This is a genomic window from Bradyrhizobium sp. WSM4872 (assembly GCF_055811715.1).
This window is the reverse complement of sequence record NZ_JBVVPT010000037.1, coordinates 35152-58480: the sequence shown is the minus strand read 5'-3', so window position 1 is coordinate 58480 and position 23329 is coordinate 35152. Positions and strand designations below refer to the sequence as shown.

The 23329-nt window shown below is 65.6% G+C and carries 25 protein-coding genes; 5 read left to right on the top strand and 20 right to left on the bottom strand.

Annotated elements, in window-relative coordinates; all coding sequences use genetic code 11:
- The first annotated feature begins 4 nt into the window (after window positions 1-4).
- On the top strand, window positions 5-787 hold the full coding sequence (locus AC0L3C_RS32420) for an alpha/beta fold hydrolase (protein WP_473264405.1): 783 nt from the start codon (window positions 5-7) through the stop codon (window positions 785-787).
- 119 nt (window positions 788-906) lie between these two features.
- On the opposite strand, the gene AC0L3C_RS32415 is transcribed toward AC0L3C_RS32420, so the two are convergent.
- The 11 genes from AC0L3C_RS32415 to phnG all read right to left on the bottom strand — a co-directional run bounded on the left by AC0L3C_RS32415 (window position 907) and on the right by phnG (window position 9494).
- Entirely contained in the window at window positions 907-1860 is a 954-nt protein-coding gene (locus tag AC0L3C_RS32415) for an aliphatic sulfonate ABC transporter substrate-binding protein (protein ID WP_473409985.1), read from the bottom strand.
- Between the two features lie 21 nt (window positions 1861-1881).
- Window positions 1882-2103 carry a hypothetical protein gene (locus AC0L3C_RS32410; RefSeq protein ID WP_473409984.1) on the bottom strand — a complete coding sequence of 74 codons (222 nt, stop codon included), beginning with the start codon at window positions 2101-2103 and terminating at the stop codon, window positions 1882-1884.
- Between the two features lie 398 nt (window positions 2104-2501).
- Window positions 2502-3113, bottom strand: coding sequence for a pyridoxamine 5'-phosphate oxidase family protein (locus AC0L3C_RS32405; RefSeq protein WP_473264408.1), 612 nt, complete (start codon window positions 3111-3113; stop codon window positions 2502-2504).
- Window positions 3114-3135: 22 nt separating this feature from the next.
- Entirely contained in the window at window positions 3136-3732 is a 597-nt protein-coding gene (phnN, locus tag AC0L3C_RS32400) for a phosphonate metabolism protein/1,5-bisphosphokinase (PRPP-forming) PhnN (RefSeq protein ID WP_473409983.1), read from the bottom strand.
- Entirely contained in the window at window positions 3729-4883 is a 1155-nt protein-coding gene (locus AC0L3C_RS32395) for an alpha-D-ribose 1-methylphosphonate 5-triphosphate diphosphatase (protein WP_473409982.1), read from the bottom strand. Before AC0L3C_RS32395 ends, phnN begins: the two co-directional genes overlap by 4 nt.
- Before the next feature lie 11 nt (window positions 4884-4894).
- On the bottom strand, window positions 4895-5593 hold the full coding sequence (gene phnL / locus AC0L3C_RS32390) for a phosphonate C-P lyase system protein PhnL (RefSeq protein ID WP_473278766.1): 699 nt from the start codon (window positions 5591-5593) through the stop codon (window positions 4895-4897).
- A gap of 22 nt (window positions 5594-5615) precedes the next feature.
- The gene (phnK, locus tag AC0L3C_RS32385) at window positions 5616-6413 is read right to left on the bottom strand and encodes a phosphonate C-P lyase system protein PhnK (RefSeq protein ID WP_473409981.1); all 798 of its coding nucleotides are present in this window, start codon (window positions 6411-6413) and stop codon (window positions 5616-5618) included.
- The gene (locus AC0L3C_RS32380) at window positions 6406-7302 is read right to left on the bottom strand and encodes an alpha-D-ribose 1-methylphosphonate 5-phosphate C-P-lyase PhnJ (RefSeq protein WP_473409980.1); all 897 of its coding nucleotides are present in this window, start codon (window positions 7300-7302) and stop codon (window positions 6406-6408) included. The genes phnK and AC0L3C_RS32380 overlap by 8 nt, the downstream gene beginning before the upstream one ends.
- Complete coding sequence (locus AC0L3C_RS32375) at window positions 7299-8414, bottom strand: carbon-phosphorus lyase complex subunit (protein ID WP_473264415.1); 1116 nt, start codon at window positions 8412-8414, stop codon at window positions 7299-7301. Before AC0L3C_RS32375 ends, AC0L3C_RS32380 begins: the two co-directional genes overlap by 4 nt.
- 2 nt (window positions 8415-8416) lie before the next feature.
- Window positions 8417-9025 (bottom strand): phosphonate C-P lyase system protein PhnH, encoded by a 609-nt coding sequence (gene phnH / locus AC0L3C_RS32370; RefSeq protein WP_473409979.1) that lies wholly within the window; start codon window positions 9023-9025, stop codon window positions 8417-8419.
- Window positions 9026-9029: 4 nt separating this feature from the next.
- Window positions 9030-9494: a phosphonate C-P lyase system protein PhnG gene (phnG, locus tag AC0L3C_RS32365; protein ID WP_473409978.1), complete on the bottom strand. Its 465-nt coding sequence runs from the start codon at window positions 9492-9494 to the stop codon at window positions 9030-9032.
- Between the two features lie 119 nt (window positions 9495-9613).
- Here phnG and phnF point away from each other — a divergent pair, with 119 nt between their 5' ends.
- Window positions 9614-10342: a phosphonate metabolism transcriptional regulator PhnF gene (phnF, locus tag AC0L3C_RS32360; RefSeq protein WP_473409977.1), complete on the top strand. Its 729-nt coding sequence runs from the start codon at window positions 9614-9616 to the stop codon at window positions 10340-10342.
- Between the two features lie 135 nt (window positions 10343-10477).
- Here phnF and phnE (AC0L3C_RS32355) read toward each other — a convergent pair whose 3' ends face one another.
- From phnE (AC0L3C_RS32355) to phnC, 4 genes are all read right to left on the bottom strand, one after another.
- Window positions 10478-11365: a phosphonate ABC transporter, permease protein PhnE gene (gene phnE, locus AC0L3C_RS32355; protein WP_473278772.1), complete on the bottom strand. Its 888-nt coding sequence runs from the start codon at window positions 11363-11365 to the stop codon at window positions 10478-10480.
- On the bottom strand, window positions 11323-12207 hold the full coding sequence (gene phnE / locus AC0L3C_RS32350) for a phosphonate ABC transporter, permease protein PhnE (protein ID WP_473264421.1): 885 nt from the start codon (window positions 12205-12207) through the stop codon (window positions 11323-11325). Before phnE (AC0L3C_RS32350) ends, phnE (AC0L3C_RS32355) begins: the two co-directional genes overlap by 43 nt.
- A gap of 76 nt (window positions 12208-12283) precedes the next feature.
- Entirely contained in the window at window positions 12284-13219 is a 936-nt protein-coding gene (phnD, locus tag AC0L3C_RS32345) for a phosphonate ABC transporter substrate-binding protein (protein WP_473264422.1), read from the bottom strand.
- Window positions 13220-13282: 63 nt separating this feature from the next.
- Complete coding sequence (gene phnC, locus AC0L3C_RS32340; protein ID WP_473409976.1) at window positions 13283-14092, bottom strand: phosphonate ABC transporter ATP-binding protein; 810 nt, start codon at window positions 14090-14092, stop codon at window positions 13283-13285.
- 183 nt (window positions 14093-14275) lie between these two features.
- Here phnC and AC0L3C_RS32335 point away from each other — a divergent pair, with 183 nt between their 5' ends.
- Genes AC0L3C_RS32335 through AC0L3C_RS32325 form a run of 3 tightly spaced genes read left to right on the top strand, consistent with a single transcriptional unit; the run spans window position 14276 to window position 16842 of the window.
- The gene (locus AC0L3C_RS32335) at window positions 14276-14935 is read left to right on the top strand and encodes an LbetaH domain-containing protein (RefSeq protein WP_473409975.1); all 660 of its coding nucleotides are present in this window, start codon (window positions 14276-14278) and stop codon (window positions 14933-14935) included.
- Entirely contained in the window at window positions 14932-16125 is a 1194-nt protein-coding gene (locus AC0L3C_RS32330) for an alpha-D-ribose 1-methylphosphonate 5-triphosphate diphosphatase (protein WP_473409974.1), read from the top strand. Before AC0L3C_RS32335 ends, AC0L3C_RS32330 begins: the two co-directional genes overlap by 4 nt.
- An 18-nt stretch (window positions 16126-16143) precedes the next feature.
- The gene (locus AC0L3C_RS32325) at window positions 16144-16842 is read left to right on the top strand and encodes a DUF1045 domain-containing protein (protein WP_473409973.1); all 699 of its coding nucleotides are present in this window, start codon (window positions 16144-16146) and stop codon (window positions 16840-16842) included.
- A gap of 206 nt (window positions 16843-17048) precedes the next feature.
- On the opposite strand, the gene AC0L3C_RS32320 is transcribed toward AC0L3C_RS32325, so the two are convergent.
- From AC0L3C_RS32320 to AC0L3C_RS32300, 5 genes are all read right to left on the bottom strand, one after another.
- Window positions 17049-17990 (bottom strand): dihydrodipicolinate synthase family protein, encoded by a 942-nt coding sequence (locus AC0L3C_RS32320; protein ID WP_473409972.1) that lies wholly within the window; start codon window positions 17988-17990, stop codon window positions 17049-17051.
- A 125-nt stretch (window positions 17991-18115) separates the two neighbouring features.
- Window positions 18116-20197: a methyl-accepting chemotaxis protein gene (locus AC0L3C_RS32315; RefSeq protein ID WP_473409971.1), complete on the bottom strand. Its 2082-nt coding sequence runs from the start codon at window positions 20195-20197 to the stop codon at window positions 18116-18118.
- Between the two features lie 126 nt (window positions 20198-20323).
- Window positions 20324-21094: an enoyl-CoA hydratase gene (locus AC0L3C_RS32310; protein ID WP_473264431.1), complete on the bottom strand. Its 771-nt coding sequence runs from the start codon at window positions 21092-21094 to the stop codon at window positions 20324-20326.
- Window positions 21095-21105: 11 nt separating this feature from the next.
- A complete protein-coding gene (locus tag AC0L3C_RS32305; RefSeq protein ID WP_473264432.1) occupies window positions 21106-21579 on the bottom strand; it encodes a MarR family winged helix-turn-helix transcriptional regulator in 474 nt (157 codons plus the stop codon).
- A 49-nt stretch (window positions 21580-21628) separates the two neighbouring features.
- A complete protein-coding gene (locus AC0L3C_RS32300; protein ID WP_473409970.1) occupies window positions 21629-23290 on the bottom strand; it encodes a tannase/feruloyl esterase family alpha/beta hydrolase in 1662 nt (553 codons plus the stop codon).
- Window positions 23291-23329 lie beyond the last annotated feature (39 nt).

The following is a 23329-nucleotide window of genomic DNA, read 5'->3' as shown; positions in this document are numbered from 1 at the left end:
CACCATGAAGCTCTCCGTCAACGGCGCCGAGGTGCTGGTCGCAACCGGCGGCCGCGACTTCGACAGATCCCTGCCCGCAGTCGTCTTCCTCCATGGCGCCGGCTTCGATCATTCGACCTGGGCGCTGCACACGCGCTGGTTCGCCCATCATGGCTTTGGCGTGCTGGCGCCTGATCTGCCCGGTCACGGCCGCTCGCCCGGACCCTCGCTCGGCAGCATCGCCGAGATGGCCGACTGGACGGCGGCCCTGCTCGATGCGGCCGGAGCGACGAAAGCGCATCTGATCGGCCATTCCATGGGATCGCTGATCTCGCTGGAGACGGCCGCACGTCACCCCGACAAGGTGTCCGCGCTCAGCCTGATCGGCACGGCCGCGACCATGACGGTCGGCCCGGATCTGCTGAAAGCGGCCGAAGCCAATTCGCAGGATGCAAACGACATGGTCTCGATCTGGGGACTCGGCTTCAACGCCGAGCTCGGCGGCAGCCTCGCACCGGGCCTGTGGATGCATGGCGGCGCCCAGGCCGTGTTGAAACACTGCGAGCCGGGCGTGCTGTTCAGGGATTTGTCGGCTTGCAACGCTTACGCCAATGCGCTTCAGGCGGCCACGAGCGTGAAGGTGCCCACGACTCTCATCCTCGGCGAGCGGGACATGATGACGCCGGTGAAGGCCGGCAAAGCACTTGCCGCCGCGATCCCGCATGCAAAGACAGTCGTCGTGCCCGGCGCCGGCCACATGATCATGGCCGAACGCCCGGATGAATTGCTGGCGGCGCTGACGGGCTGAGGATTTAGATAGAAGCCGGCCTCCCCGGCGTCATGGCCGGGCTTGTCCCGGCCATCCATGCCTGGCCACTCCAAAGCAAGAACGTGGATGCCCGGGACAAACCCGGGCATGACGACAATTCAGGACCCCGGCGTCCACTTCCAGACGATCTCGGACACGTTGACCGGCTTCGGGATCAGACCCAATTTTGCAAAACGGTCGGCGACCGCCTGCTGGCTCTTGGTCACCTCTGCATCCAGCGGTACCACGCGATAGGTGGAGCGGTTGACGAAGCGGCGGATCGCCTCGATGTCGACGCCGGTCGCGTCGGCCTGAGCCTTTGCTACCTCCTCATGATGAGATTCCGCCCACACGCCTTCGGAGGCGAAGCTCGCGTTGAGCTTTGCCACCAGCGAAGGATACTTCTCCACGAAGTCGGCGCCAGCGATGTAGAATGCGTTCGGTTTGTGGACATCCTTGTCGAAGGCGATGACGCGGGCGCTCTCCTTCAATTCAGCAAGCGCCAGATACGGATCCCAGATCGACCAGGCATCGACCGAACCCTTTACAAAGGCGGCCGTCGCATCCGCCGGGGCGAGCGGAGCCGGCGTAATATCGGACCAGGAGAGACCGGCCTTCTCGAGCGACGCGACGAGGAGGTTGTGCGCACTCGATCCCTTGGCAAACGCAACGCGCTTCCCCTTGAGGTCCGCAAGCGATTTGATTGGCGAATCCTTCGGCACGATGATCGCCTGAGTGTCGCCTTCCGATTTCACCGCCGCGACGTAGCGGATCCTGGCCCCGCCGGCTTGCGCGAAGATCGGCGGCGTATCGCCGACGAAGCCGAAATCGACGCTGCCGACATTGATGGCTTCCAGCAGCGGCGGACCAAACTGGAAGTCGATCCATTTGATCTCGATGCCGAGCGGCTTGAAGGCGCTTTCGAGCGTTTGACGCTGGCGAACCGCCGGGAAGAAGCCGCCCTTCTGCGTACCGATGCGGATTTCCGCCGGCTTGTCCGCCGCGTGCGCCGGTGCGGCCAAAGCGGTCGCGAGCAGCAGCGTCGTTGCGAGAATGTGTCGACGATTGATCATGACGTGGTCCTTTCGGTGGGATCAGCTGGCAAAGGCTGGAGAATTCGCGCGCCGGGTCCGCTCGGAGAACACGGTACGGGCGGCACGCTCGGCCTCGCGCGCCGAGCGGAACTGCCGGCCTTCGAGGCTGTCGAACAGACGCTCGGAGGAGAAAAAGCGGAAGCCGCGCGTGTCCTTCGTGACGATGCCAGCGGCGCGGTCGTGGATTTCGATGATGTAAGCGTTCGATTGGTGTTGGGACATGACTGCTCGTTCGCCGGGGCTCGGCGTTTCTGTCTTGGGATTTGCTGGATGAGGTGCTGCTAGGAGGCGGCGGTCAGCAACAACAGGCGCCGGTGGCCGCCGAGAAACAACGCCGCGTCATGCATGCATGCATGTCGTTGTTAATGCGCTGGTGATCCGTTCTCATATCGCGGCTTCGGCTCGAGGAGCAGTTTCGATGCATCGAATATCGAGCGTTTAGTGCGATCGGTCAATGAAATGGCTATCCATAATTGCCCCTGCCGCGCATCGGCACTTCTCCGCGCGCGAGCGCAAGCAAACGAATTCATCTCGCGATGAGCTCAACTAGCGAGGCACTTCGCCTCTCCCCGTAAGAACGGGGAGAGGGGGAAGAGGCAGCAGAGAGAGGGGAAGAGGCATCACCACATCGTCGCGGCCGCCCGCTCGGGCCAGGCGCGATCGTACTCCGCGCCGCCGACCTTGTTCTCGCTCATCTCGGCGAGGATCTGGCCAGGTGTCGGCAGCGTCTTGGGGTCGATGCGCTTGTCGGGATTCCAGAGATCGGAGCGGACGATGGCGCGGGCGCACTGGAAGTAGATTTCGTCGACATTCATCACCATGACGCTGCGCGGCGCCTTGCCGTCGACCTTGAACGAGGCGAGCAGTTCGGGATCGATGGAAAGATGGGCTCGGCCATTGGCGCGGACCGCATTGCCGGAGCCGGGGATCAGGAACATCAGCGACACCCTGGGATCGCGCACGATGTTGCGCAAGGAATCGACCCGGTTGTTGCCGCGGCGATCCGGCAGCATCAGCGTCTTTGGGTCATGAATGCGAACGAAACCGGAGAGATCGCCGCGCGGCGAGCAGTCGATCCCCTCGGGTCCGATGGTTGCGAGCGCGGCGAACGGCGCCTTTTCGATGAAGACGCGATAGAGCGGGGTGACGTGGTCGGCGACTTTCACGGTCGAGGCGTCGTTGGTGACGCCGTAGATGGCCTCCAGCTGCTCGACCGTTTCGATCACCGACATTCCAGTCTCCTTGCTGTGCGGGCTATTCGTGCCAGCCTTGATTCCTGATCACGCGCAGAAGCTGGCGGCCGTGATACTCCGCACTGCCTGCGTTGAGGATGGTGACATCGGCCTGGGCCGATGCATCGTCGACGCTGCGCGTCAGCCGTTCCGCGATATTGCCGTCACTGTCTCGGGCGCGAGCGGCGAGCCGCTGCGCCAGCACATCCGGCGGCGCAGTGATAGCGACCGCCACGACGTTTGCATAGGCCTGGCGTAGCGCGCCGATCACGGTGCGCGAAACATTGGCCACGACGGCGCGTCCGGCACGAATATCGTCGTTGAGGTCGCGCGGCAGCGCGTAGCAATGCCCATGCGCCTCCCAATGCACGGCGAATTCGCCATGCTCGCGCGCGCGACGGAATTCGTCAGGGCTCACCGCAATATTGTCTTCGTCGGCCGAGGATTCGCGCGTCACGACACGGCGCGGAAAGACGATGTCCTGATCCTCGATGCACGCCGCCCGCGCCAGTCGCAGCAGCGTGTCCTTGCCGGCACCGCTGGGACCGACCACGAGCACGAGCCGCCCGGGCCCGATCGCACCCGTCTGCGCTCCCGCCGTGGTGACGGTCTCGCTCATGCGACGCGGCTTCCTTCGCGCCAGACGCTGCGGACCGCGGGAACGTGGCCCGCGACGTGCACGCGGATCAGATCGGCACGCTTGCCGACGGCAATCTCACCCCGATCGGACAGGCCGACCGCCTCGGCGGGCGCCTTCGTCACCGTGCGGATCGCCGCCGCAAGACTGATGACGGGCACGTGCTCGGGCAAATGCAATGCAGCCATCAAAAGGCTCGAGGGAATGTAGTCCGACGACAGGATGTCGAGCAGGCCCTCGCGGGCGAGATCGACCGCGGCGATATTGCCGGAATGCGAGCCGCCACGCACGACGTTCGGCGCGCCCATCAAGATGTCGATCCCGGCCTCGTGCAGGCCGCGCGCGGCCTCCAGCGTGGTCGGGAATTCCGCCACCGAAACACCATCGCGCACGGCGTCCACGACGTTCTCCTCGGTGGTATCGTCATGGCTCGCCAGCGGGATCTTGTACTTGTGTGCCAGTGCCACGATCTCGCGCATGTTGGTCGCCGCATAGGCCTTCTGATATTCGAAGCGCTTCGCGAACAGCTGGTCGAGCTCGGCATCGGTCTTGCCGCCGCCCTTGCCGCGGTAATAGTCGCGCAGCTTGCCTTCGTCGCGGAACTGGCGCTGGCCGGGGGTGTGGTCCATTAGGGACATCAGCCGCACGTCGGGACGGTCGATCAGCTCCCTGGCCTCCTCCACCACGCTCGGCATCGGGATTTCGCAGCGCAGATGCAGGAAGTGATCGGCGCGCAGCAGGTCGGCATCGCGCGCGGTCGTGATCGCGGCGGCGAGCGTGCCGGCGCGGCCGTCGACTTCCTCGGCGCCGTCCTCGCGCCAGACCCGGAGCGAGTCGAACACCGTGGTGATGCCCGATGTCGCGAGCTGACCGTCATAGGAGACCACGGCCGCGACCGGATTCCAGAACACTTTTGGCCGCGGCACGTAATGCGCTTCGAGATGGTCGGTGTGAAGCTCGATCAATCCCGGCATGATCAAATCGCCGCCGGCATCCTCGGCCCCCGCAGGCGCCCTGCCCTCACCGATCTCGGCGATACGTCCATCGGCGAGGGCAAGCCAGCCCTGCTCGATCACCCGGTCCGCCAGCACGATCCTGGCGTTGGCGATCACGATGTCCTTCTTGGCGTTCATGTCCATTTCCTTCAAGCCGCGGCGGCGAAGCTGGTGACGTCGACGATGCGGTCGGCAATCTGATGACGGATTTCGTCGTCATGGACAATGGCGACCATGGCGACGCCCCGGCGCTTCTTTTCGGCGACCAGCTCGACCACGACGGCCCGGTTGGCGGCATCCAGCGAGGCGGTGGGCTCGTCGAGCAGCAGGATCGGCAGATCCGAGATGAAGCCGCGCGCGATGTTGACACGCTGCTGCTCGCCGCCGGAGAAGGTCGCGGGCGGCAGCTGCCGGAGTCGCTCGGGGATGTTGAGACGATGCAGCAGTTCGCCGGCGCGGGCTTGCGCCTCCGCGCGCGCCATGCCGTTGACGATCAGGGGCTCGGCGACCACGTCGACGGTCGCGACGCGCGGCACCGCGCGCAGGAACTGGCTGACATAGCCAATGGTCGCGCGGCGGATGTTGAGGACCTGCCGCGGCTCGGCGGTGGCGAGATCGACCAGCGCGCCGCGATGGCGGATGCCGATGCGGCCGGAGTCGCAGCGGTAATTACCGAAGATCATCTTCAGGATCGACGATTTTCCGGCGCCTGATGGCCCCGACAGCACGACGCATTCGCCAGGATTGACGTGAAAGGTCACGCCGCTGACGACAGGCAATTCGATGCCGCCCTGCAGGTGCATCGTAAAGGTCTTGTTGGCGTTGGCGACGTCGATCATGGCGGTCATTGAAAAACTCTTCCTGGAAGGCTCATGGCGGCAGAATCGAGGAGACGAGGAGCTGGGTGTAGGGCTCGCGGGGATCGTCGAGCACCTGGTCGGTGAGGCCGGTCTCGATGACGCGGCCGCCCTTCATCACCATCACCCGATGCGACAGCAGGCGCGCCACCGCGAGATCATGGGTGACGATGATGACCGCGAGGTGCAGCTCCGCGACGAGACTGCGCACGAGGTCGAGCAGGCGGGCCTGCACGGAAACATCGAGGCCGCCGGTCGGCTCGTCCATGAACACCAGCCGCGGCTCGGTGACGAGGTTGCGGGCGATCTGGAGGCGCTGGCGCATGCCGCCGGAATAGGTCCGCGGCGCATCGTCGATGCGTGCGATGTCGATCTCCACGCGGGTCAGCCAGTCCGACGCGGCATCACGGATGCGGCCGTAATGATTCCAGCCCACTGCCATCAGCCGCTCGCCGACATTGGCGCCGGCCGAGACCGCCATGCGCAGACCCTGCGCGGGATCCTGGTGGACGAAACCCCAATCGGTGCGAAACAGAAACCGCCGCTCGGCCTCGCCCAGCGTGGCGAGATCGCGGCTGACGCCGTCGCGCATCCGGTAGGAGACGTGCCCACCGCTGGCTCCGAGCTGACCCGACAGCAGCTGGAGCAGCGTCGATTTGCCCGAGCCGGATTCGCCGACGATCGCGAGCACCTCGCCGGGGTAGAGCGAAAACGAGACATCGCGGCAGGCGGCGATCCGGCCATAGGATTTGCTGAGGGATTCTGCGACCAGCAGCGGCTCGTCGTTTTCGAGCATGTCTTGATCAGCCATTCGATGCCTCCTGCGCCTTGTCCTTGCACGGCGCGGCGCTGAGGCTGCCGTGATGGCCGGCGGCCTGGCGTCCCTCGCAATAATCGGTGTCGGAGCAGACGAACATGCGGCCGCCCTTGTCGTCGGTGACGATCTCGTCGAGATAGGAATTTTCCGAGGCGCACAACGCGCAAGGCGCGTTGAAGCGATAGGGCTCGAAAGGATGATCCTCGAAGTCGAGCGACACGACCTGCGTAAAGGGCGGGATCGCATAGATGCGCTTCTCGCGGCCGGCGCCGAACAATTGCAGCGCCGGGCAATTGTCCATCTTGGGATTGTCGAATTTCGGCGTCGGCGATGGGTCCATCACGTAGCGCGCATTGACCTTCACCGGATAGGCGTAAGCCGTCGCGATGTGGCCGAAGCGGGCAATGTCCTCGTAGAGCTTGACATGCATCAGGCCGTATTCTGCGAGCGCATGCATGCGCCGCGTCTCGGTCTCGCGCGGTTCGAGGAAACGTAAAGGCTCCGGGATCGGCACCTGATAGACCAGCACCTGATTCTCGTGCAGCGACGTCTCGGGAATGCGATGGCGGGTCTGGATCACGGTCGCATCTTCAGTCGCCGTCGTCGTGGCAACGCCGGCGGTCTTGGCAAAGAACTTCCGGATCGAGATCGCGTTGGTGGTGTCGTCGGAGCCCTGGTCGATCACCTTCAGCACGTCCTGCGGCCCGAGGATCGCGGCCGTCACCTGCACGCCGCCGGTGCCCCAGCCATAGGGCATCGGCATCTCGCGGCTGGCGAACGGCACCTGATAGCCGGGGATCGCGATTGCCTTGAGGATCGCGCGGCGGATCATCCGTTTGGTCTGTTCGTCGAGATAGGCAAAATTGTAGGCGGGCGCGTTCATTCCGCGGCCTCCTTCATGGCGTCAGGCGCATTGGCCTCGGTGAACGCTTTAGAAAACTCTTGGCGCAGCTTGCGCAACAGGCCGAGCTCCGACTGGAAATCGACATAATGCGGTAGCTTCAGATGCTCGACGAAGCCGGTCGCCTGGACGTTGTCCGAATGCGACATCACGAATTCCTCATCTTGCGCGGGCGCGAGTGCCTCTTCGCCAAGCTCGCGCGCGCGCAACGCGCGGTCGACCAGCGCCATCGACATGGTCTTGCGCTCGCTCTGGCCGAAGGCGAGGCCATATCCGCGGGTGAAGCACGGCGCTTCGGTGGCGGAGCCCTTGAACTGGTTGACCATCTGACATTCGGTGAGTTCGATCGAGCCGAGCGGAACGGCGAAGCCGACATCTTCCGCCGAGAATTCGACCTCGACCTCGCCGAAGCGGATTTCGCCGGCGAAGGGGTGGTTGCGGCCGTAGCCGCGCTGGGTGGAATAGCCCATCGCCAGCAAGAACCCTTCGTCGCCACGCGCGAGGTTCTGCAGGCGCAGGTCGCGATCCGCAGGAAAATTCAGCGGCTCGCGGGTGAGATCGCCGACGCTGGCGCCTTCCTCGGCCTGCGGCGATGATTCGATCAGCCCGTCGCGGCCGAGAATATCCGTCACCCGCGGCGTGGGCGCCGTCGATGCTTCGGCCGTCGCCGGCGCCTCCGGCACAAAGCCGTCGGCGAGCGAGGGATCGAGCAGACGGTGGGTATAGTCGAAGGTCGGGCCGAGGATCTGGCCGCCGGGAATGTCCTTGAAGGTCGAGGACACCCGCCGCCGCACGCGCATCGCACCGGTCTCGACCGGCTCGCTGGCGCCGAAGCGCGGCAGCGTGGCGCGGAAGGCGCGGACCAGAAAGATCGCCTCGATCAAATCGCCGCGCGCCTGCTTGATGGCGAGCGCCGCGAGCTCGCGGTCATAGAGCGAGCCTTCGCTCATGACGCGGTCCACGGCGAGGCCGAGCTGCTCCGAGATCTGGTCGAGGGAGATTTCCGGCACGCTTTGGTCGCCGCGCCGCGCACTGGCGAGCAGGCGATGAGCGTTCTCGATGGCGCGTTCGCCGCCTTTGACTGCGACATACATGCTTAGCTTCCCTTGCTCACGACGCGCGTGGTGCGCGGGATCGCAACCACGGCATGGTCGGCGACCAGCACCACATCGACGCCGCGCGGAAACAGCGCTTCGTTGACGCGCAAGCGCTCGAACAGGTCGAACGGCTTGATCGAGGCATGGAGCGCCGCGACACCGTCGATGCCGGGACCGCGCAGCTCGAAGCTGCGTCCTGCGTCCAGGCTCTCGACCTGCAGGATCAATGTGGTCGACCGATCCGGATATTCGCTGGTGCCGAGCGCGAAGCGCTCAAGCGAAGGCAGCGCCCCGCCGTCGCTGATCAGGGCGAAGCTTGCGATGGAGGAATCCTGCACCACCGGCGCGCCGGTATGGAATTTCAGCCATTTCACGACGTCGGAACTTTCAGACGTGTGCGCATCGAGCCAGAGCGGCGTGTCGTGATCGAACAGCGTCAGCGCGATCGCGGCCGTGCCGCGCATCATCATATGAGGCGCCCCTGATGTCGGCACGATGCGCTGGACCGATCCCGGCCGCGCCATCGCGTCCATGACCGAACGAAAGGTCGATTGCGCCGACAGCACCTTGTCGGCGAATCCCGGCGGCAGTTCCGCAATCGTGGTCATGATCTCACCCCTCACCGCGCACCATGGTGTAGAAATCAACCTTCGTCGCGGCGGTCTCGGCCGCCGCCTGCTTGCGCCTGACCATAAGCTGCTCACGCAACGGCGCGATAACGTCCCGCTCCACGGCGCCGCCGAAATCCCTGGACTGCACCAGCGCATCGCACAGCGCGATCAACCGCGCCTTCTCACCGTCGCGACCGAGCGTGTAGCCGAAGCCGACCTCGCCGCTCGCGAGCCGCACCGCGGCGCGCGATACCGTGGCTTCGCCGAGATTGAACGGCGCACCGTCGCCGCCGACCCGGCCGCGCAGCATGACGAGGCCGTTTTCCGGCGCGCGCAGATCCTGATGCGCCGGCAGAGCGAGAGCGCGGAGGCGAGCGGCGATCTCGCCCGCCTCCGCGTGCGCCAGCACGGCCATTGCGGCCTTGCGCTGGGCTTGCTGATTGTTGTGCTGGGTCACCAGATCCACCGAACTTTTCTCAACAACTTGCCGAATCCAAGTTGTCTATGATACTAGACAACTTGATACCGGAGCGCCATGACTGTTTCGTGACAAAGGCGTGATTTCTGGAGTAGCTTCCCGGCCACATGAGCATGCAGGACACAGCCTCCTCCGGCGTCGCGTTGTGGCGCCTCGTTGCCGACGGCATCGAGCGCGGCATCGCCGACGGCCGCTTTGCGGCCGGCGACAAGCTGCCGGGCGAGATGGAGATCGCCGAAACCTATCGCGTCAACCGCCACACCGTGCGGCGCGCGCTGGCTGCACTTGCCGAGCGCGGCATCGTGCGGGCCGAACGCGGCAGCGGAACCTATGTCGAGGCGCAGAAGCTCGCCTATCCGCTGCGTTCCCGGACCCGCTTCTCCGAGATCGTCGGCGCGGACGGCCGCGAACCGCATGGCCGGCTGATCGAGGCGTCCGATGATGTCGCGACCCGCGAACTCGCGCGAGAACTCGGTCTCAAGACCGGCGCACCGCTGGTGCGGATCGAGGCGATGCGCCTCGCCGACCGCACGCCGATCTGCGTCTCCACGACATGGCTGTCGGCGCAGTTGTTCCCGGGTGCGGGCGACATCTTTGCCGCGACCCGCTCGATGACGAAACTGCTCGAGCATTACGGCGTCCGCGACTATCGCCGCGGCGCGACCCGGATCACCGCCGGCATCGTCGACGCAACCGACGCCGCACGGCTCGATCTGGCGCTGGGGGGGCCGATCCTGGTGGTCGACGCCACCGACCACGATCTCGACGGCAAGCCGCTGGTGACCAAGCATTCGCGCTTTGCCGCGGAGCGGGTGGAATTTCTGGTGGAGCCGTAGGGTGGGCTGCTTGTTCTCCCTCGCCCCGTTCTTACGGGGAGAGGGTTGGGGTGAGGGGCTGCCTCCACAATCACCGTAAGAGACGGACTCGCGGAGAGTCCCCCTCACCCGCCGCAAGCGGGGAGAGGCGAAGACCTACGCCACTGCCCTTCGGCCGATGATCGCAAACCGCAACTTTCCCGAGACGAAATCAATCGCGGCGACCGCGACCAGGATCATCAGGATCAGGAACGACACCTTCTGCCATTCCAGCACGCGGATCTGCTCGGCGAGCTGGAGGCCGATGCCGCCGGCGCCGACGATGCCGATGATGGTGGCCGAGCGCGTGTTCGACTCGATGAAATAGAGCACCTGTCCGGCGATCACGGGCAGGACCTGCGGCAGCAGGCCGAAGCGGATCTCGTGCAGCGCACTGCCGCCGGAGGCGCGGATGCCCTCGACCTGCTTCTGGTCGGCGCCCTCGATCGCCTCCGAGAACAGTTTTCCAAACGCGCCGAAATCGGACACGGCAATGGCGAGCACGCCGGCGAACGGGCCGAGCCCGACCACGTTGATCCACACCAGCGCCCAGATCAACGTGTCGACGCCGCGGATCGAATCCAGGAAACGCCGAATCGGGAAACGCAAAATGCTCGACGGCACGACGTTACGCGCGGCCAGCAGGCTGACCGGCAGCGCGAACAGCGCGGCCAGAGTCGTGCCGAGCAGCGCGATCGACAGCGTCTCGCCGAGCGCCTTCAGATAGATCGGCAGCGACGAGCCGGGATCCGGCGGGATCATCATCAGGCTGATCCAGCCGAGCTGGTTGAGGCCCGCGACGAACCGCGACGGCGAGAAGTCGAGATCGACGAGGCCGTAAATCAGGATCGCGAGCGCCGCGACGATCGTCGCCGGCATGGCGAGCCGCGCCGACGCCGGCCGGTCGAACACGTCAGGATAGCGCGCGCGAAGCGCCGCGGTATCGGTCTCCCGCAGTCCCGTCACGTCCGCGCCTCCTTGCCGAACAGACGGCCGCGCAGCCATCCGGTGCTGATGTCGATGATGAAGACCGTGACGATGATGGTGAGCAGGATGGCGCTGACGTCCGAGTAATAGAACTTGCGGATGGCGACGACGAGCTCCTGGCCGATGCCGCCGGCGCCAACGAAGCCCATCACGGAGGCCTCGCGGACATTGATCTCGAAACGCAGCAGCGCGTAGCTGGCATAGCCAGCCGTGACCTGCGGCAGGATCGCGAAGCGCATGCAGGAGAGCCAGCTCGCGCCCGTCGAGCGAACGCCTTCGACCGGCTTCATGTCGGCGTTCTCGACGATCTCCGAAAACAGCTTTCCGAGCGCGCCGGTGGAGTGAATCGCAATCGCCAGCACGCCCGCCATCGGTCCGAGCCCGAACGCGATCACGAAGATCAGCGCAAACACGATGCCGGGCACCGTGCGCGCGAATTCGAGCAGGCGCCGCACCACGAAGCGCAGCCAGGGCGCGGGCGAGGTGTTTTCAGCCGCGAGGAAGTTCAGGCAAAACGCAAAAGTCGCGCCGATCAACGTGCCGACATAGGAGATCAGCAGGGTCTCGCCCAGCATCTTCAGCCATTTGCGCCAGCCCCAGAGCCACTCGCCGACATCGGTCCAGACGCGCTGGCCGGTGTCAAGTGTGAGGATGCGGTCGAAATAGCTGATGAAGTTGCCGAAATGGGCGAACAGCGTGCGCAAATTCACTTCCGCGCCGATCGCCGCCAGACACAGTGCAGCGGCGAAGATCACGGCTGCAAACAGGAGTCGGAGCCGCTTGCGCGCGACCGCCTGGCGATAGGCGGCGCTGAGCACGGCGAGCTGCTGCTCGGGGAGGATCGAAACCGCGACGGTCATCTGATCAGGAAAAATGGTCGATCAAAGAGAAAGAGCCGGGTCCATCGACCCGGCTCCAGTGGCATCGTCCCGATACTCAGGACGCCTTCTTCTTACGCAGCGCATCGACGAACTTGATCAGCTCGATCGTGCCATCCCAATCCTTGGTAGTCGCGGGATGAAAACCCTTCTTTTGGCCGTCCTGGAGGCGATCGAACGCAGCCTTGTCCTTGGCCGGCGCGTCGAAGAACGCCTTCGCGATCGCGGCCTTGGCCTCTTCCGGCAGGTCGGAATTGTAGGCATAGGGGCCGTTGATGATCGGCGCCGACTTGTGGATGATGCGGAAATCGTCCTTCTTCATCGCGGAGCCGTCGGCATTCTTCAGCATGCCCTTGGTCAGCATCTGCGCCAGCGTCGAATCGTCGTCGCTGGTCCACTGGTTGGCGGCGACGTCGACCGTGCCCTGCGCCAGCGCCAGGATCGCGTTCTCATGGCTGCCGGTGAAGACGACCTTGCTGAAATAGGTGTCGGCGTCCGCGATGCCCATCTTGTCGAGCTCGAAGCGCGGCACGTTGTTGCCGGAGGTCGAGTTCGGGTCGACCAGGCCGAGGTTCTTGCCCTTGAGCTGGTCGATGCTCCTGTAGGGACTGTTCGCCTTGACGAAGAACACCGAGTAGTAGCCGGTCGAGCCGTCGGAATTGATGTCGTTGGCGAAAGCGTCGGTCTTGACGCCGGTCAGGCGGGCGCGAGCGAACGACGCGGAGCCATAGCTCGCGATGTGGATGTTGCCGGCACGCTGGCCTTCGATCACGGCGGCGTAGTCGTTGGCGATGCGTAGCGTGACCTTCACGCCCAGTTCCTTGGAGAGATAGCTCATGAACGGCGCCCAACGCTCGGTCACGCCCGAGGCGTTTTCCGCCGGAATGACCGCGAAGGTCAGCTCGGGATATCTAGCTTTCCAGTCCTCGGCCGAAGCCGAAGCCGTGAACGCGAGCGCGGCGGCGCCAGCAAGAATCAATCTGCGAGTAATCATGATAGCCTCTTCATTGGTTGAGGTCGGTTGACGCAAAACTGGTGAGTCCTGATGCGGCGCCGCTCAGGCGGCGGCCGCCGTTCCAAGCGCCGGAATGCCTTGTCGCACCGGTGCAGGCGTGCCGCCCATGACATCGGCGGCTTCCAGATCGTAGAGCTCGCGCGCAACGTGCTCGGTCAACTCGGCCGGCGCGCCGTCGAACACCACGCGCCCCTGCGCCATGCCGATCAGGCGGTCGCAATAGCTGCGCGCCAGGTCGAGCGAATGCAGATTGCAGAGCACGGTGATGCCGAAGTGCTTGTTGATGCGCAGCAGCGCATCCATCACGATCTTCGTGTTGCGGGGATCGAGCGAGGCGATCGGCTCGTCGGCGAGGATGATGTCGGGCTGCTGCACCAGCGCGCGGGCGATCGCGACGCGCTGCTGCTGGCCGCCGGAGAGCTGGTCGGCGCGCTGGGCCGCGAGCGGGGCGATATCGAACTGCTCAAGCGCGGACATCGCCAGCGCCTTGTCCTGCTCGGGCCAGGTCTGCGACAGCGAGCGCCAGGCCGGCATCGTCGCGAGCCGTCCCATCAGGACGTTGGTGAGGACATCGAGCCGGCCGACCAGGTTGAACTGCTGAAAGATCATCGCCGAACGCGCCCGCCACTGCCGCAGCTCCTTGCCGCGTAGCGCCGTGACGTCGAGACCGTCGAACAGAATGCGGCCCTGCGAAGGGGCCGCGAGACGGTTGATGGTCCGCAGCAGGGTCGACTTGCCGGCGCCGGACCGTCCGATCACGCCGACGAAGCCGCCGGGAGGGACTTGAAACGAAGCGTCGTCCACCGCGGCTTTCACGCCGAAGCGACACGTCAGACCTTCAACCACCAGCATGCAGGGCTCCAGAGTAGCTGGGACCCACCGCTAGCGCCGGCGCTTGACACTTGTGTGACACGGACGTTGCGGTGCGGCGATCCTACACACGTCATCCACTGTTCTTGCCCTGTCATCGCGTCGTCATGACATTGTCATCAAGCCGCTCGAAGAGAAACGCCCGCCCTCTCGTTCGGATGCAACATGGCCGCCAAAGCTCTTTCGGTCCAGCCGACTGTCGATCCCTCGGCGAAGCTGCACGACACCAGGCTTGGGGCCTATACCGAGGTCGGCGCCCGCACGATGCTGCACGACGTGACGATGGGCGATTACTCCTATGTCGTGAACGACGCCCAGATCACCTACAGCACCATCGGAAAATTCTGCTCGATCGCGGCGATGACACGGATCAATCCGGGCAATCACCCGATGCACCGCGCCACGCAGGCGCACTTCACCTATCGTTCGAGCGCCTATTTCGAAGGCGAGACCGACGACACCGACTTCTTCGACTGGCGGCGCCAGCACCACGTCCATATCGGCCACGACGTCTGGATCGGCCATGGCGCGATCGTGCTGCCGAGCCGCAACATCGGCACCGGCGCGGTGATCGCGGCCGGCGCCATCGTCACCAAGGACGTACCGGCCTACACCATCGTCGCCGGCAATCCGGCGCGCATCGTTCGGCGGCGGTTCTCGGAAGAGGTTGCTGGGCGGCTTGCGAGGCTCGCTTGGTGGGACTGGGATCACGACAAGTTGCGTGACGCCCTGCCCGATTTCCGCAAGCTCGGGATTGAGGATTTTCTCACGGCATACGAAGCAGGGGCACCCTCCTCTGCCAGCAAACGAAGCGCGGTCGCGTGACAGACATATTCCTCGAGGGCGGGCGGGCCCTGATCGGCTCCGAGTTCGCCGAAACGTCGCTTCTCGTGTCCGGAACGGACATCGCAGAGATCGATGCGTCTCGCGGCCGAGCGCGACTTGCGATCGATGCCCGCGATCTGCTGGTCCTGCCGGGCATCGTCGATCTGCATGGCGATGCCTTCGAGCGACAGATGATGCCGCGCGCCGGGGTCGATTTCCCGATCGACGTCGCGCTCGCCGACAGCGACCGCCAGGCGATCAGCAACGGCATCACCACGGTATTTCACGCCACGACCTGCTCATGGGAGCCGGGCCTGCGCAGCGCCGACAATGCGCGCGGTCTGATGGAGGCGATCGAACGGCAGCGCCCGCAATTCGCCGCCGACACCCGCTTTCACCTGCGTCATGAGACTTACAATCTCGACGCCGAAGCCGAGATCACCCAGTGGCTCAGTGAGGGCCGCGTCGACCTGTTCGCCTTCAACGACCACATGGACGGCACGGTTGGGGACATGGCCAAGCCCCGCAAGCGCAACCGCATGGTGGAGCGTACCGGCCTGTCGAGCGAGGAATTCGACCGCCTGGTCGAGCGTGTGCTCTCCCGCGCCAGTGAAGTGCCGGCTTCCGTGTCGCGCCTCGCCGCGGCGGCGCGCGCCGCCGACGTGCGGATGCTATCGCACGACGATGCGACGCCGGCGATGCGCCAGGGCTTTCGCGCCATGGGCGTGGCGATCGCGGAGTTTCCAATCAACGAGGAGACGGCGCGGGCGGCGGCAAGCCACGGAGACGCCATCGTCTACGGCGCGCCGAACGTGGTGCGCGGCGGCAGCCACACCGGCTGGACCAAGGCATCCGACATGATCGCCAAAGGGCTCTGCTCGGTGCTGGCCTCGGACTACTACTATCCCGCGCAGCTGCTCGCTGCGTTCCGGCTCGCCGCCGATGGCGTGCTGCCGCTGACCGAGGCCTGGAACCTGGTTTCCGCCGCGCCCGCGCGCGCGACCGGTCTTGCAGATCGCGGCGTGCTCGCGGAAGGCCGGCGCGCGGACATTCTGCTGGTCGACGACAGCATGCCGCTGCGGCCGCGGCTGATCGCCGTGATATCAGGCGGCAAGCTCGTACATCTCACCGACGCGACGCGGTTGCTTGGCATGGCAGCTACCCCGCGCGAAGCTGTCGTCGCAGCATAAACCCGCTATGCTCGGACGATGACAAGTTTCCCCCGCTACGCGATCTATTTTGCCGCAGGCAGCAACAGCGCCCTGTTCCGCTTCGGCGCGGAGTTGCTCGGCTACGATGCCTATAGCTGCAACGAGCTGCCCTTTCCCGCCGACGCATCCCGTCTCGCGCCGGACTGGCGCGACATCACCGCCGATCCCCGCAAATACGGTTTTCACGGCACGCTGAAGGCGCCGATGGCGCTCGCGCCGGGCAAGACCGAAGCGGAGCTTTTTGCGGCCTGCGCGGCTTTTGCCGGCGAGGCGCGGAAGATCCCGGTGATCCGCCCGGTCGTCGATGCCATCAGCGGCTTTATTGCGGTCATTCCGGCCGAGCAGGTCGATGCGCTCCAAGAGCTCGCCGCTGATTGCGTCCGCGCGTTCGACCGCTTTCGCACCGCCCTGACGGCGGAAGATCGTGCGCGTCGCAAACCCGAGAAGCTCAGCGAACGGCAGCGCGACTATCTCGATCGCTGGGGCTACCCGTACGTGATGGAGGAATTCCGCTTCCACATGACGCTGACGGGGCGGCTGGACGCGGAGCGGCGCGGCCCGATTCTGGAGATGCTGCGCGCGCGGTTCGCGGCGCTCGAGCTTGAGACGCTGGCGATCGATCGCATCGCGCTGTTCAGGCAGGACGGTGCGGGGGCGCGGTTTCGTCTCGTCGGCGAGTGGATGTTAACGAGATAGCATTGCGCTCGCGCGTCATTCTCGCTGTCGTCCTGGCGAAAGCCAGGACCCATTACCCCAGGGAGCGGTTATAGCGCGAGCCATAGCCTCCCGAGTCTTCGCCAAACGACATCCTGGGGTAATGGGTCCTGGATCTGCGCTCCGCTTTGCTACGCTTGTCCAGGACGACGGCTGAGTTATATGGCGACCGCCGAGCAGGCAGCGCCCTACTTCCCCCACCTCAACGCCATTGCATCCCGTTCCTTCGCGAGCTCCAGCAGCCCTGCCCGCGTCGCCGGGTGCAGCGGCTGGAGCGGATGCCGCACCGTGTCCGACTTGATCACGCCGCCGGCCTGCATCATCGCCTTGCAGGCGATCAGGCCGCATTGGCGGTTTTCGTAGTTGATCAGTGGTAGCCAGCGTTCGTAGGCGGCTTTGGCCTCTTCACGCTTGCCGGCGAAATAGGGATCCACGATCTGGCGGATGCCGTCGGGGTAGCCGCCGCCGGTCATCGCGCCGGTGGCGCCGGCATCGAGATCGGCGAGCAGCGTAATCGCTTCCTCGCCGTCCCAGGGACCCTCGATATCCTTGCCGCCCGCCTCGATCAGGCTACGCAGCTTTGACGCGGCGCCCGGCACCTCGATCTTGAAATAGCGGATGTTGGAGAAGTCGCGCGCCAGCCGCGCGAGCAGCTCGACCGACAGCGGCGTGCCGGCGACAGGCGCATCCTGAATCATGATCGGAATCTTGATCGCGCCGGAGAGCACCTTGAAGAATTCGACGACGCCTTTCTCGGGCACGCGGAAGGTTGCGCCGTGATAGGGCGGCATCACCATCACCATGGCGGCGCCGGCCGCCTCGGCCTGCTGGCTGCGCGCGGCGCAGACGGCCGAGCTGAAATGCGTGGTGGTGACGATCACGGGAACGCGGCCCGCGACATGCTCCAGCGCCGCATGCATCACGGTCTCGCGCTCGGCATCGGTGAGCACGAACTGCTCGGAAAAATTGGCGAGAATGCACAGACCGTTCGAGCCTGCGTCGATCATGAAATCGATGCAGCGGCGCTGTCCGTCGAGGTCGAGCTCGCCGCGCTCGTTAAAGATGGTGGGTGCGACCGGGAACACGCCGCGATAGGGGCGCTGCGCCTTGTGTTGGGGCGTGACCGGCATCGAACTCTCCATCCCTGATATCTCTTACATCTGCCGCAACGCTCGCGCAGCGTCACAGATGTACCCGCCCCGCGCATCTGCGGCAATGCCGATCGCGCGACGTAGGGAGGAAGGATTTGTCGAACTTATGCGGTCCTCACCGCGCCCAAAAAGCCCTCGACCGCCACGCGGAGACGATCGGCGTCGGCGGACATTTTCGACACGGACACCGACAGCACCGAACCGGCATTGCCCGTTTCCTGGTTGAGCCTGGCGACGCTGCCGATGGTGTCGGTGACCTCGCGGGTTCCCTGCGCGGCCTGCTGGAAGTTGCGGGAGATCTCGGTGGTGGCCGCGCGCTGCTGTTCGACGGCGGCGGCAATCGCCGTCATCTTCTCGTCGATGCCGCTGATCGCGCCGCCGATCGCGCGGATGGCAGTGACCGCCTGGCCGGTCGCGCCCTGGATCTCCGCGACCTGGCGGGAGATCTCTTCCGTCGCCGTCGCCGTCTGCGAGGCGAGGCTCTTGACCTCGCCGGCGACCACGGCGAAGCCGCGGCCGGCCTCGCCCGCGCGCGCGGCTTCGATGGTGGCGTTCAACGCCAGCAGATTGGTCTGCCCTGCGATGGCGTTGATCATCTTCACGACCTCGCCGATGCGGCCAGCGGTCTGATCGAGGATCTCGACCGTCGCATTGGTCTGCGCTGCCTGCGACACGGCTTCGCGAGCCTCGCGGGCGCTGGCCTGCACCTGCGCGGAGATCTCGCCGACGGACGCCGAGAGTTCTTCGGTCGCGGCCGCGATGGTCTCGAGATTGTTGGTGGCCTGCTCGGCGGAGGACGAGACCGCCGCGGTCTGGCTGCTCGATTCCGAAACCAGCGAGCGCACGTCGGTCGCGGTGGCGTCGAGTTCCTTGGTCGACGCCGCAACGCTGTGAATGACGGCTTGCACGGTGTCGTCGAAACTGCGGCAGGCCGCATCGACGGTGCCGGAGCGGGCAAGCTGCAGCGCCTGCTGCGATTCGCGCTCGCGGCCCAGGCGTTCCGCGGTCGCCGCGCTCTCGCGCAGGCTTTCGAGTGCGGCGGCCATGGTGCCGAACTCGTCGGGATGCCTGGATTGCGGGACGGGCGTCGCGTAGTCGCGAGCGCTGATCTTGGCAATGGCATCCAGGATGGCGCGCACCGGGCGCATGAGGCGATTGCGGACCACGTACACGCCGGTGAGGGTCACGGCCAGCGCGAGCAGGAACGCGAGCGACTGCACGACGAGATTGGTGAGCGCCTTGGCCTGCACCGTTTCCGCCCGGACGATCGACTGGTCGAGCGCCTTGTTCGCCACCGCGACGATGGACGCGAAGGGTGACTGGCACAGCGTGTTCCATTCCGAGGCGGGCATCGCGGGCTTGCCGCTGCCGTCGAAATTCTTCGTGAGGTCGCCGATCTGCTTGAGGGCACCGTCGGTCTTGGCCTTCGCGTCCGCCGCTGCCGTCACCAGCTCCGCCGCCACGCCGGGCGCGGCCAGCAACTCGGCCATGCCCGCCCAGCCGGAGGCGATCGTGCCATCCCATTGCGCCACTGACCGCTTCTGAGCGTCGTCGAGCGGCTTGCTGGCGTTGACGTTGGAGCGAAGGGACGAACAATGGATTCCATAACGGTCGCGCACCTGCCAGGCGAAGCGCCGGACCTGGATCATGCGGGCGATGAAGGGATCGTCCATCCAGGCACGGTTCGACACCGCGGTGGAGGCGAGGTTGGCCGTCTCGATCACCTTGGTGACGGCATCATACCAGGAATTGGTCCGCTCGATCTTGCGCTCCGCGCGCGGGCGCTTGGCTTCGTCGTAGAACAGCTGGAATTGCGGGGAGGCGGCGCTCCAGCCTTGCTTCAATGTGCCAGCAAGTTCGTCGCGGCGGGCGAAGTCGACGGTGGCAAGCGCGGCGCCGATAGCGTCATAGCCGCCCTGCTCGGCCTTCTCCGCCGCGTCGAGTTTTGCCCGCGGGTCGTCTTCGCCGAGGATCGCGCTCTGCGCATCGCCGCGATTGTTCCGCAGCGCCAGCACGCCATGGAAGATCGCCTTGTCGGCGGCGGCAAGCCGCGCGGTCTCGAGGCTGTCGCTATAGCGGCCGAACGCCCCGACCATCTGGATCGCCGTGGAGGCTAGCGCACCCGCGGCCAGCAGCGCCATCAAGGTCAGGAGAAGCGAACTTACCGATTTCTTAAACATTGCCATGGTGTCGCGGGCCTGGGGTCGGGGGCCTATTCTTCGGGCGCCACCTTGCCCCGCGACATGCCAATGTTCCGTTAAGTTTAATCGAATTGCTGTGAGCACCCCCGGACGAGGCTCGGTGCCCCCATATCACGCAACCTTGGAGAAATCCGGCGGGCGGCGCTCTGCGAACGCCGTGAAGGCCTCGCGCGCCTCGGCGGTGCGCAGGCGCAATCCGAACTGCTCGCCCTCGGCATTCATCTGCGCGACCAGCGCCTCGCCATTGCGCATCAGCTTCTTGGTGGCGGTGAGCGCGCCGGCCGGCTGACGGGCAAGACGCTGCGCCAGCGCGAGCGCCTCGGCATCGAGCCTGTCGAGCGGCACCACGCGGTTGGCGAGCCCCCATTCCAGCGCGGATTTGGCCGGCACCGTCTCGCCCAGCGCGAACATCTCGTAGGCCCGGGCGTAGCCGATGCGCGCCGGCATCAGCAGGCTGGAGGCTGCTTCCGGCACCAGCGCAAGGCTGACGAACGGCGTCGACAATTGCGCGTTGTCGGCAAGCACGACGAGGTCACAATGCAGCAGCATCGTGGTGCCGACGCCGACGGCGCGGCCCTGCACCGCCGCAACCAAGGGCCGGGTGCAGCGCGCCAGCGACTGGATGAAGCGCACGACGTTGCGGCTTCCTTCCGACTTGCCCGCTGCGACCGCCGCGAATTCGCCGACATCGTTGCCGGCAGTGAACATGTCGCCTTCGCCGCGGATCAGGATGACGCGGGCAGACGCATCGGACTCGGCGGATTCGATGGCATCGGCGAGCTTGCCGTACATCGCATCCGTCAGCGCGTTCTTCTTGTCGGGGCGTGCCAGCGTGAGCGCAAGAATTCCGCCGTCGTTCTCGATCCGGACGTGCTCGGTCATGGGTCTCTCCTCTATTCCTCTGGATCTTTCGAAAGCTCTGTTGAAAGTTCTCTTGGAAACTTGTCCCGAATGCTGGTCAGCCAGCGCGCGACGATATCGATCTCCGCACTGGTGAATCCATCCGTCAACGCCGCGTTGACCCGTGCCGCGTTGGTTTTCGCCTGTGCGAGCGCTGCACGGCCCTTCGGCGTCAGCCAGACGCGCCAAGCGCGCCCGTCCTCGCGATCGGCTCGCCGCTCGATCAATTTTGCAGCTGCCGTGCGGTCGACGAGGCCGGAGATGCCGGCCGGCCCCAGATCGAGCGCCGTGCCCGCCTCGCCCATCAGGACGCCGTCCTGCTTGCCCAGGATGAACAGGAGTCCTGCCTGCGCCGGCGTGACCTCGCTCGAAGGCTGCGCCGCCATCCAGCGCTGCAACCGCCGCTGCGCAACGCTCAGCAGGTAGATCAGCCGATGGTGCCCCGCGCCGGCTCCTTTACTTCGCATGCGAAATAGATAGCGGCGCGCAAGGCTCTTGTCAAACGTGTTGGTCTTGTCACGGCGCGCAGGTGAAGCTCGACGCCTCCGTCACCGGGCCGCTCTTGTGGTGCGGCCAGGCCGGCCAACGGCACAGCGGCAGCGCGCGAAGCGTCGCAAACGACGGCGCCTCGACCTTCTGCTCGGCGACTTCGAGGTCGCCGGGCGCCTTGCCCTTTTCCACCCAGTCGACCAGCACGCTCAGCATGTCGACATTGGCCGGCGCGCCGGAGCCGACATGGTCGACCCCGGGCGCGGTGTAGAGCCGCGCGAACTCGGCCGTCTCGGCCTTGCCGAGCTTGCGTTCGACGTTCTCGAAATAACGGATGCCGGCATAGGGGCTCTGCGCGTAGTCCGCCATGTGTTCGAGCATGATCAGCCGCCCGCCGCGAGCGCGAAAGCGGCTGAGATCGGGGTCGGTTGAATCCATCAGGCTGGAGACCTCGAGCAGCCGCGCCTTGTGTTCTTCGGGCTTATACGTCGTCACGTCGAGCTTGGGATCGCGCGCGAACACATATTGGATGCCGCCGGCGCCGTAGATCCAGGCGATGCCGTTATTGGGCGCGGGCGGCTGCGCGGGAGGCGCCGTGCCGAGCCACCATGCAACCCAGCCGCCGGTCGGGCCGACCGCCGGCGTATCCTCGCCCGACACGCCCCAGCCCGGATAATCGTCGAGACCGTTGGCGAGCGGGAACGGGAATTTGTAGGTCGCATGCAAGGTCTCGATTGCCTTGATCTGTGCGTCGGTGAGGCACTGATCGCCCGTCTTGCCGCTCGCGCAACGCAGCGTCTCCGCCTTGAACGCCGCCTTGCAGGACACGGGATCTTGCACCAGCGCGTCATCGGAGCCGTCGGCCTTGTCGCAAGCCGCCCGCACGGCATCGCCCACGAGCTTCACCTGGGCGGGATTGATCCAGCCGTCACCCATGGTCACTAGCCCGGAACGCGTGCCGGCATGCTGCAAACCAACCCAGTTGATGACGGGCACGCGGGCAAAGATGCCGTCGAAATCATCAGGGTAGCGTTGCGCCATCGTGAGGCCTTCGCGGCCGCCTTCGGACGAACCCATGAAATACATCTTCTCAGGTCTTTTGGCGTAGGCGCGCTGCATCAGCGCGACGGCGGCATCGCGCACCTTCTTGTAGGCGCGATGGGCGAAATTCCCGAAGGCTTCGTCGTTGAGCGCGAACAGCTGCGGCGGCTCGCCCGGCTTGGATTCGTGGCCGGAATCCGTGCCGTAGGTGACGAAGCCGCGCGCGAGCGGCGACGGCTTGTCGAAGGGATAGGCCGGCGGCAGCATCAGGCCCGTGATCAGCACGCCGTTGAATCCACCGCCGCCATATTGCAGCGAGCGGCCGTTCCATTCGACGGGAAGATTGACCTGAAATTTGATCGGCGGCGCCTTGGGATCGGTGGGATCGATATGGCCGAGCAGCTTGCAGAAGCCGGGATTGGCGGGCGTGACGCGCCCGGACGGCGTCGGGCCGCGTTCGGCCACGGCCAGTTGCGACGGCGCCAGCAACGTCGCCGAATCCACCTTTACGGCGTCAATGCTGCCGACGAGACCCTTGCAGACGGTGTCCGCATCCTCGGCCAGCGTCGCTGCCGAGGCGGAGCTCGCGCCCAGTGCAGTCACTGCGCCCACGAGCAATACACACAGCTTCGCACGCCCTTGCGCCATCGTTTCCCCCTGCACTTCCTGTTCTCGTTCGTTCCGCCA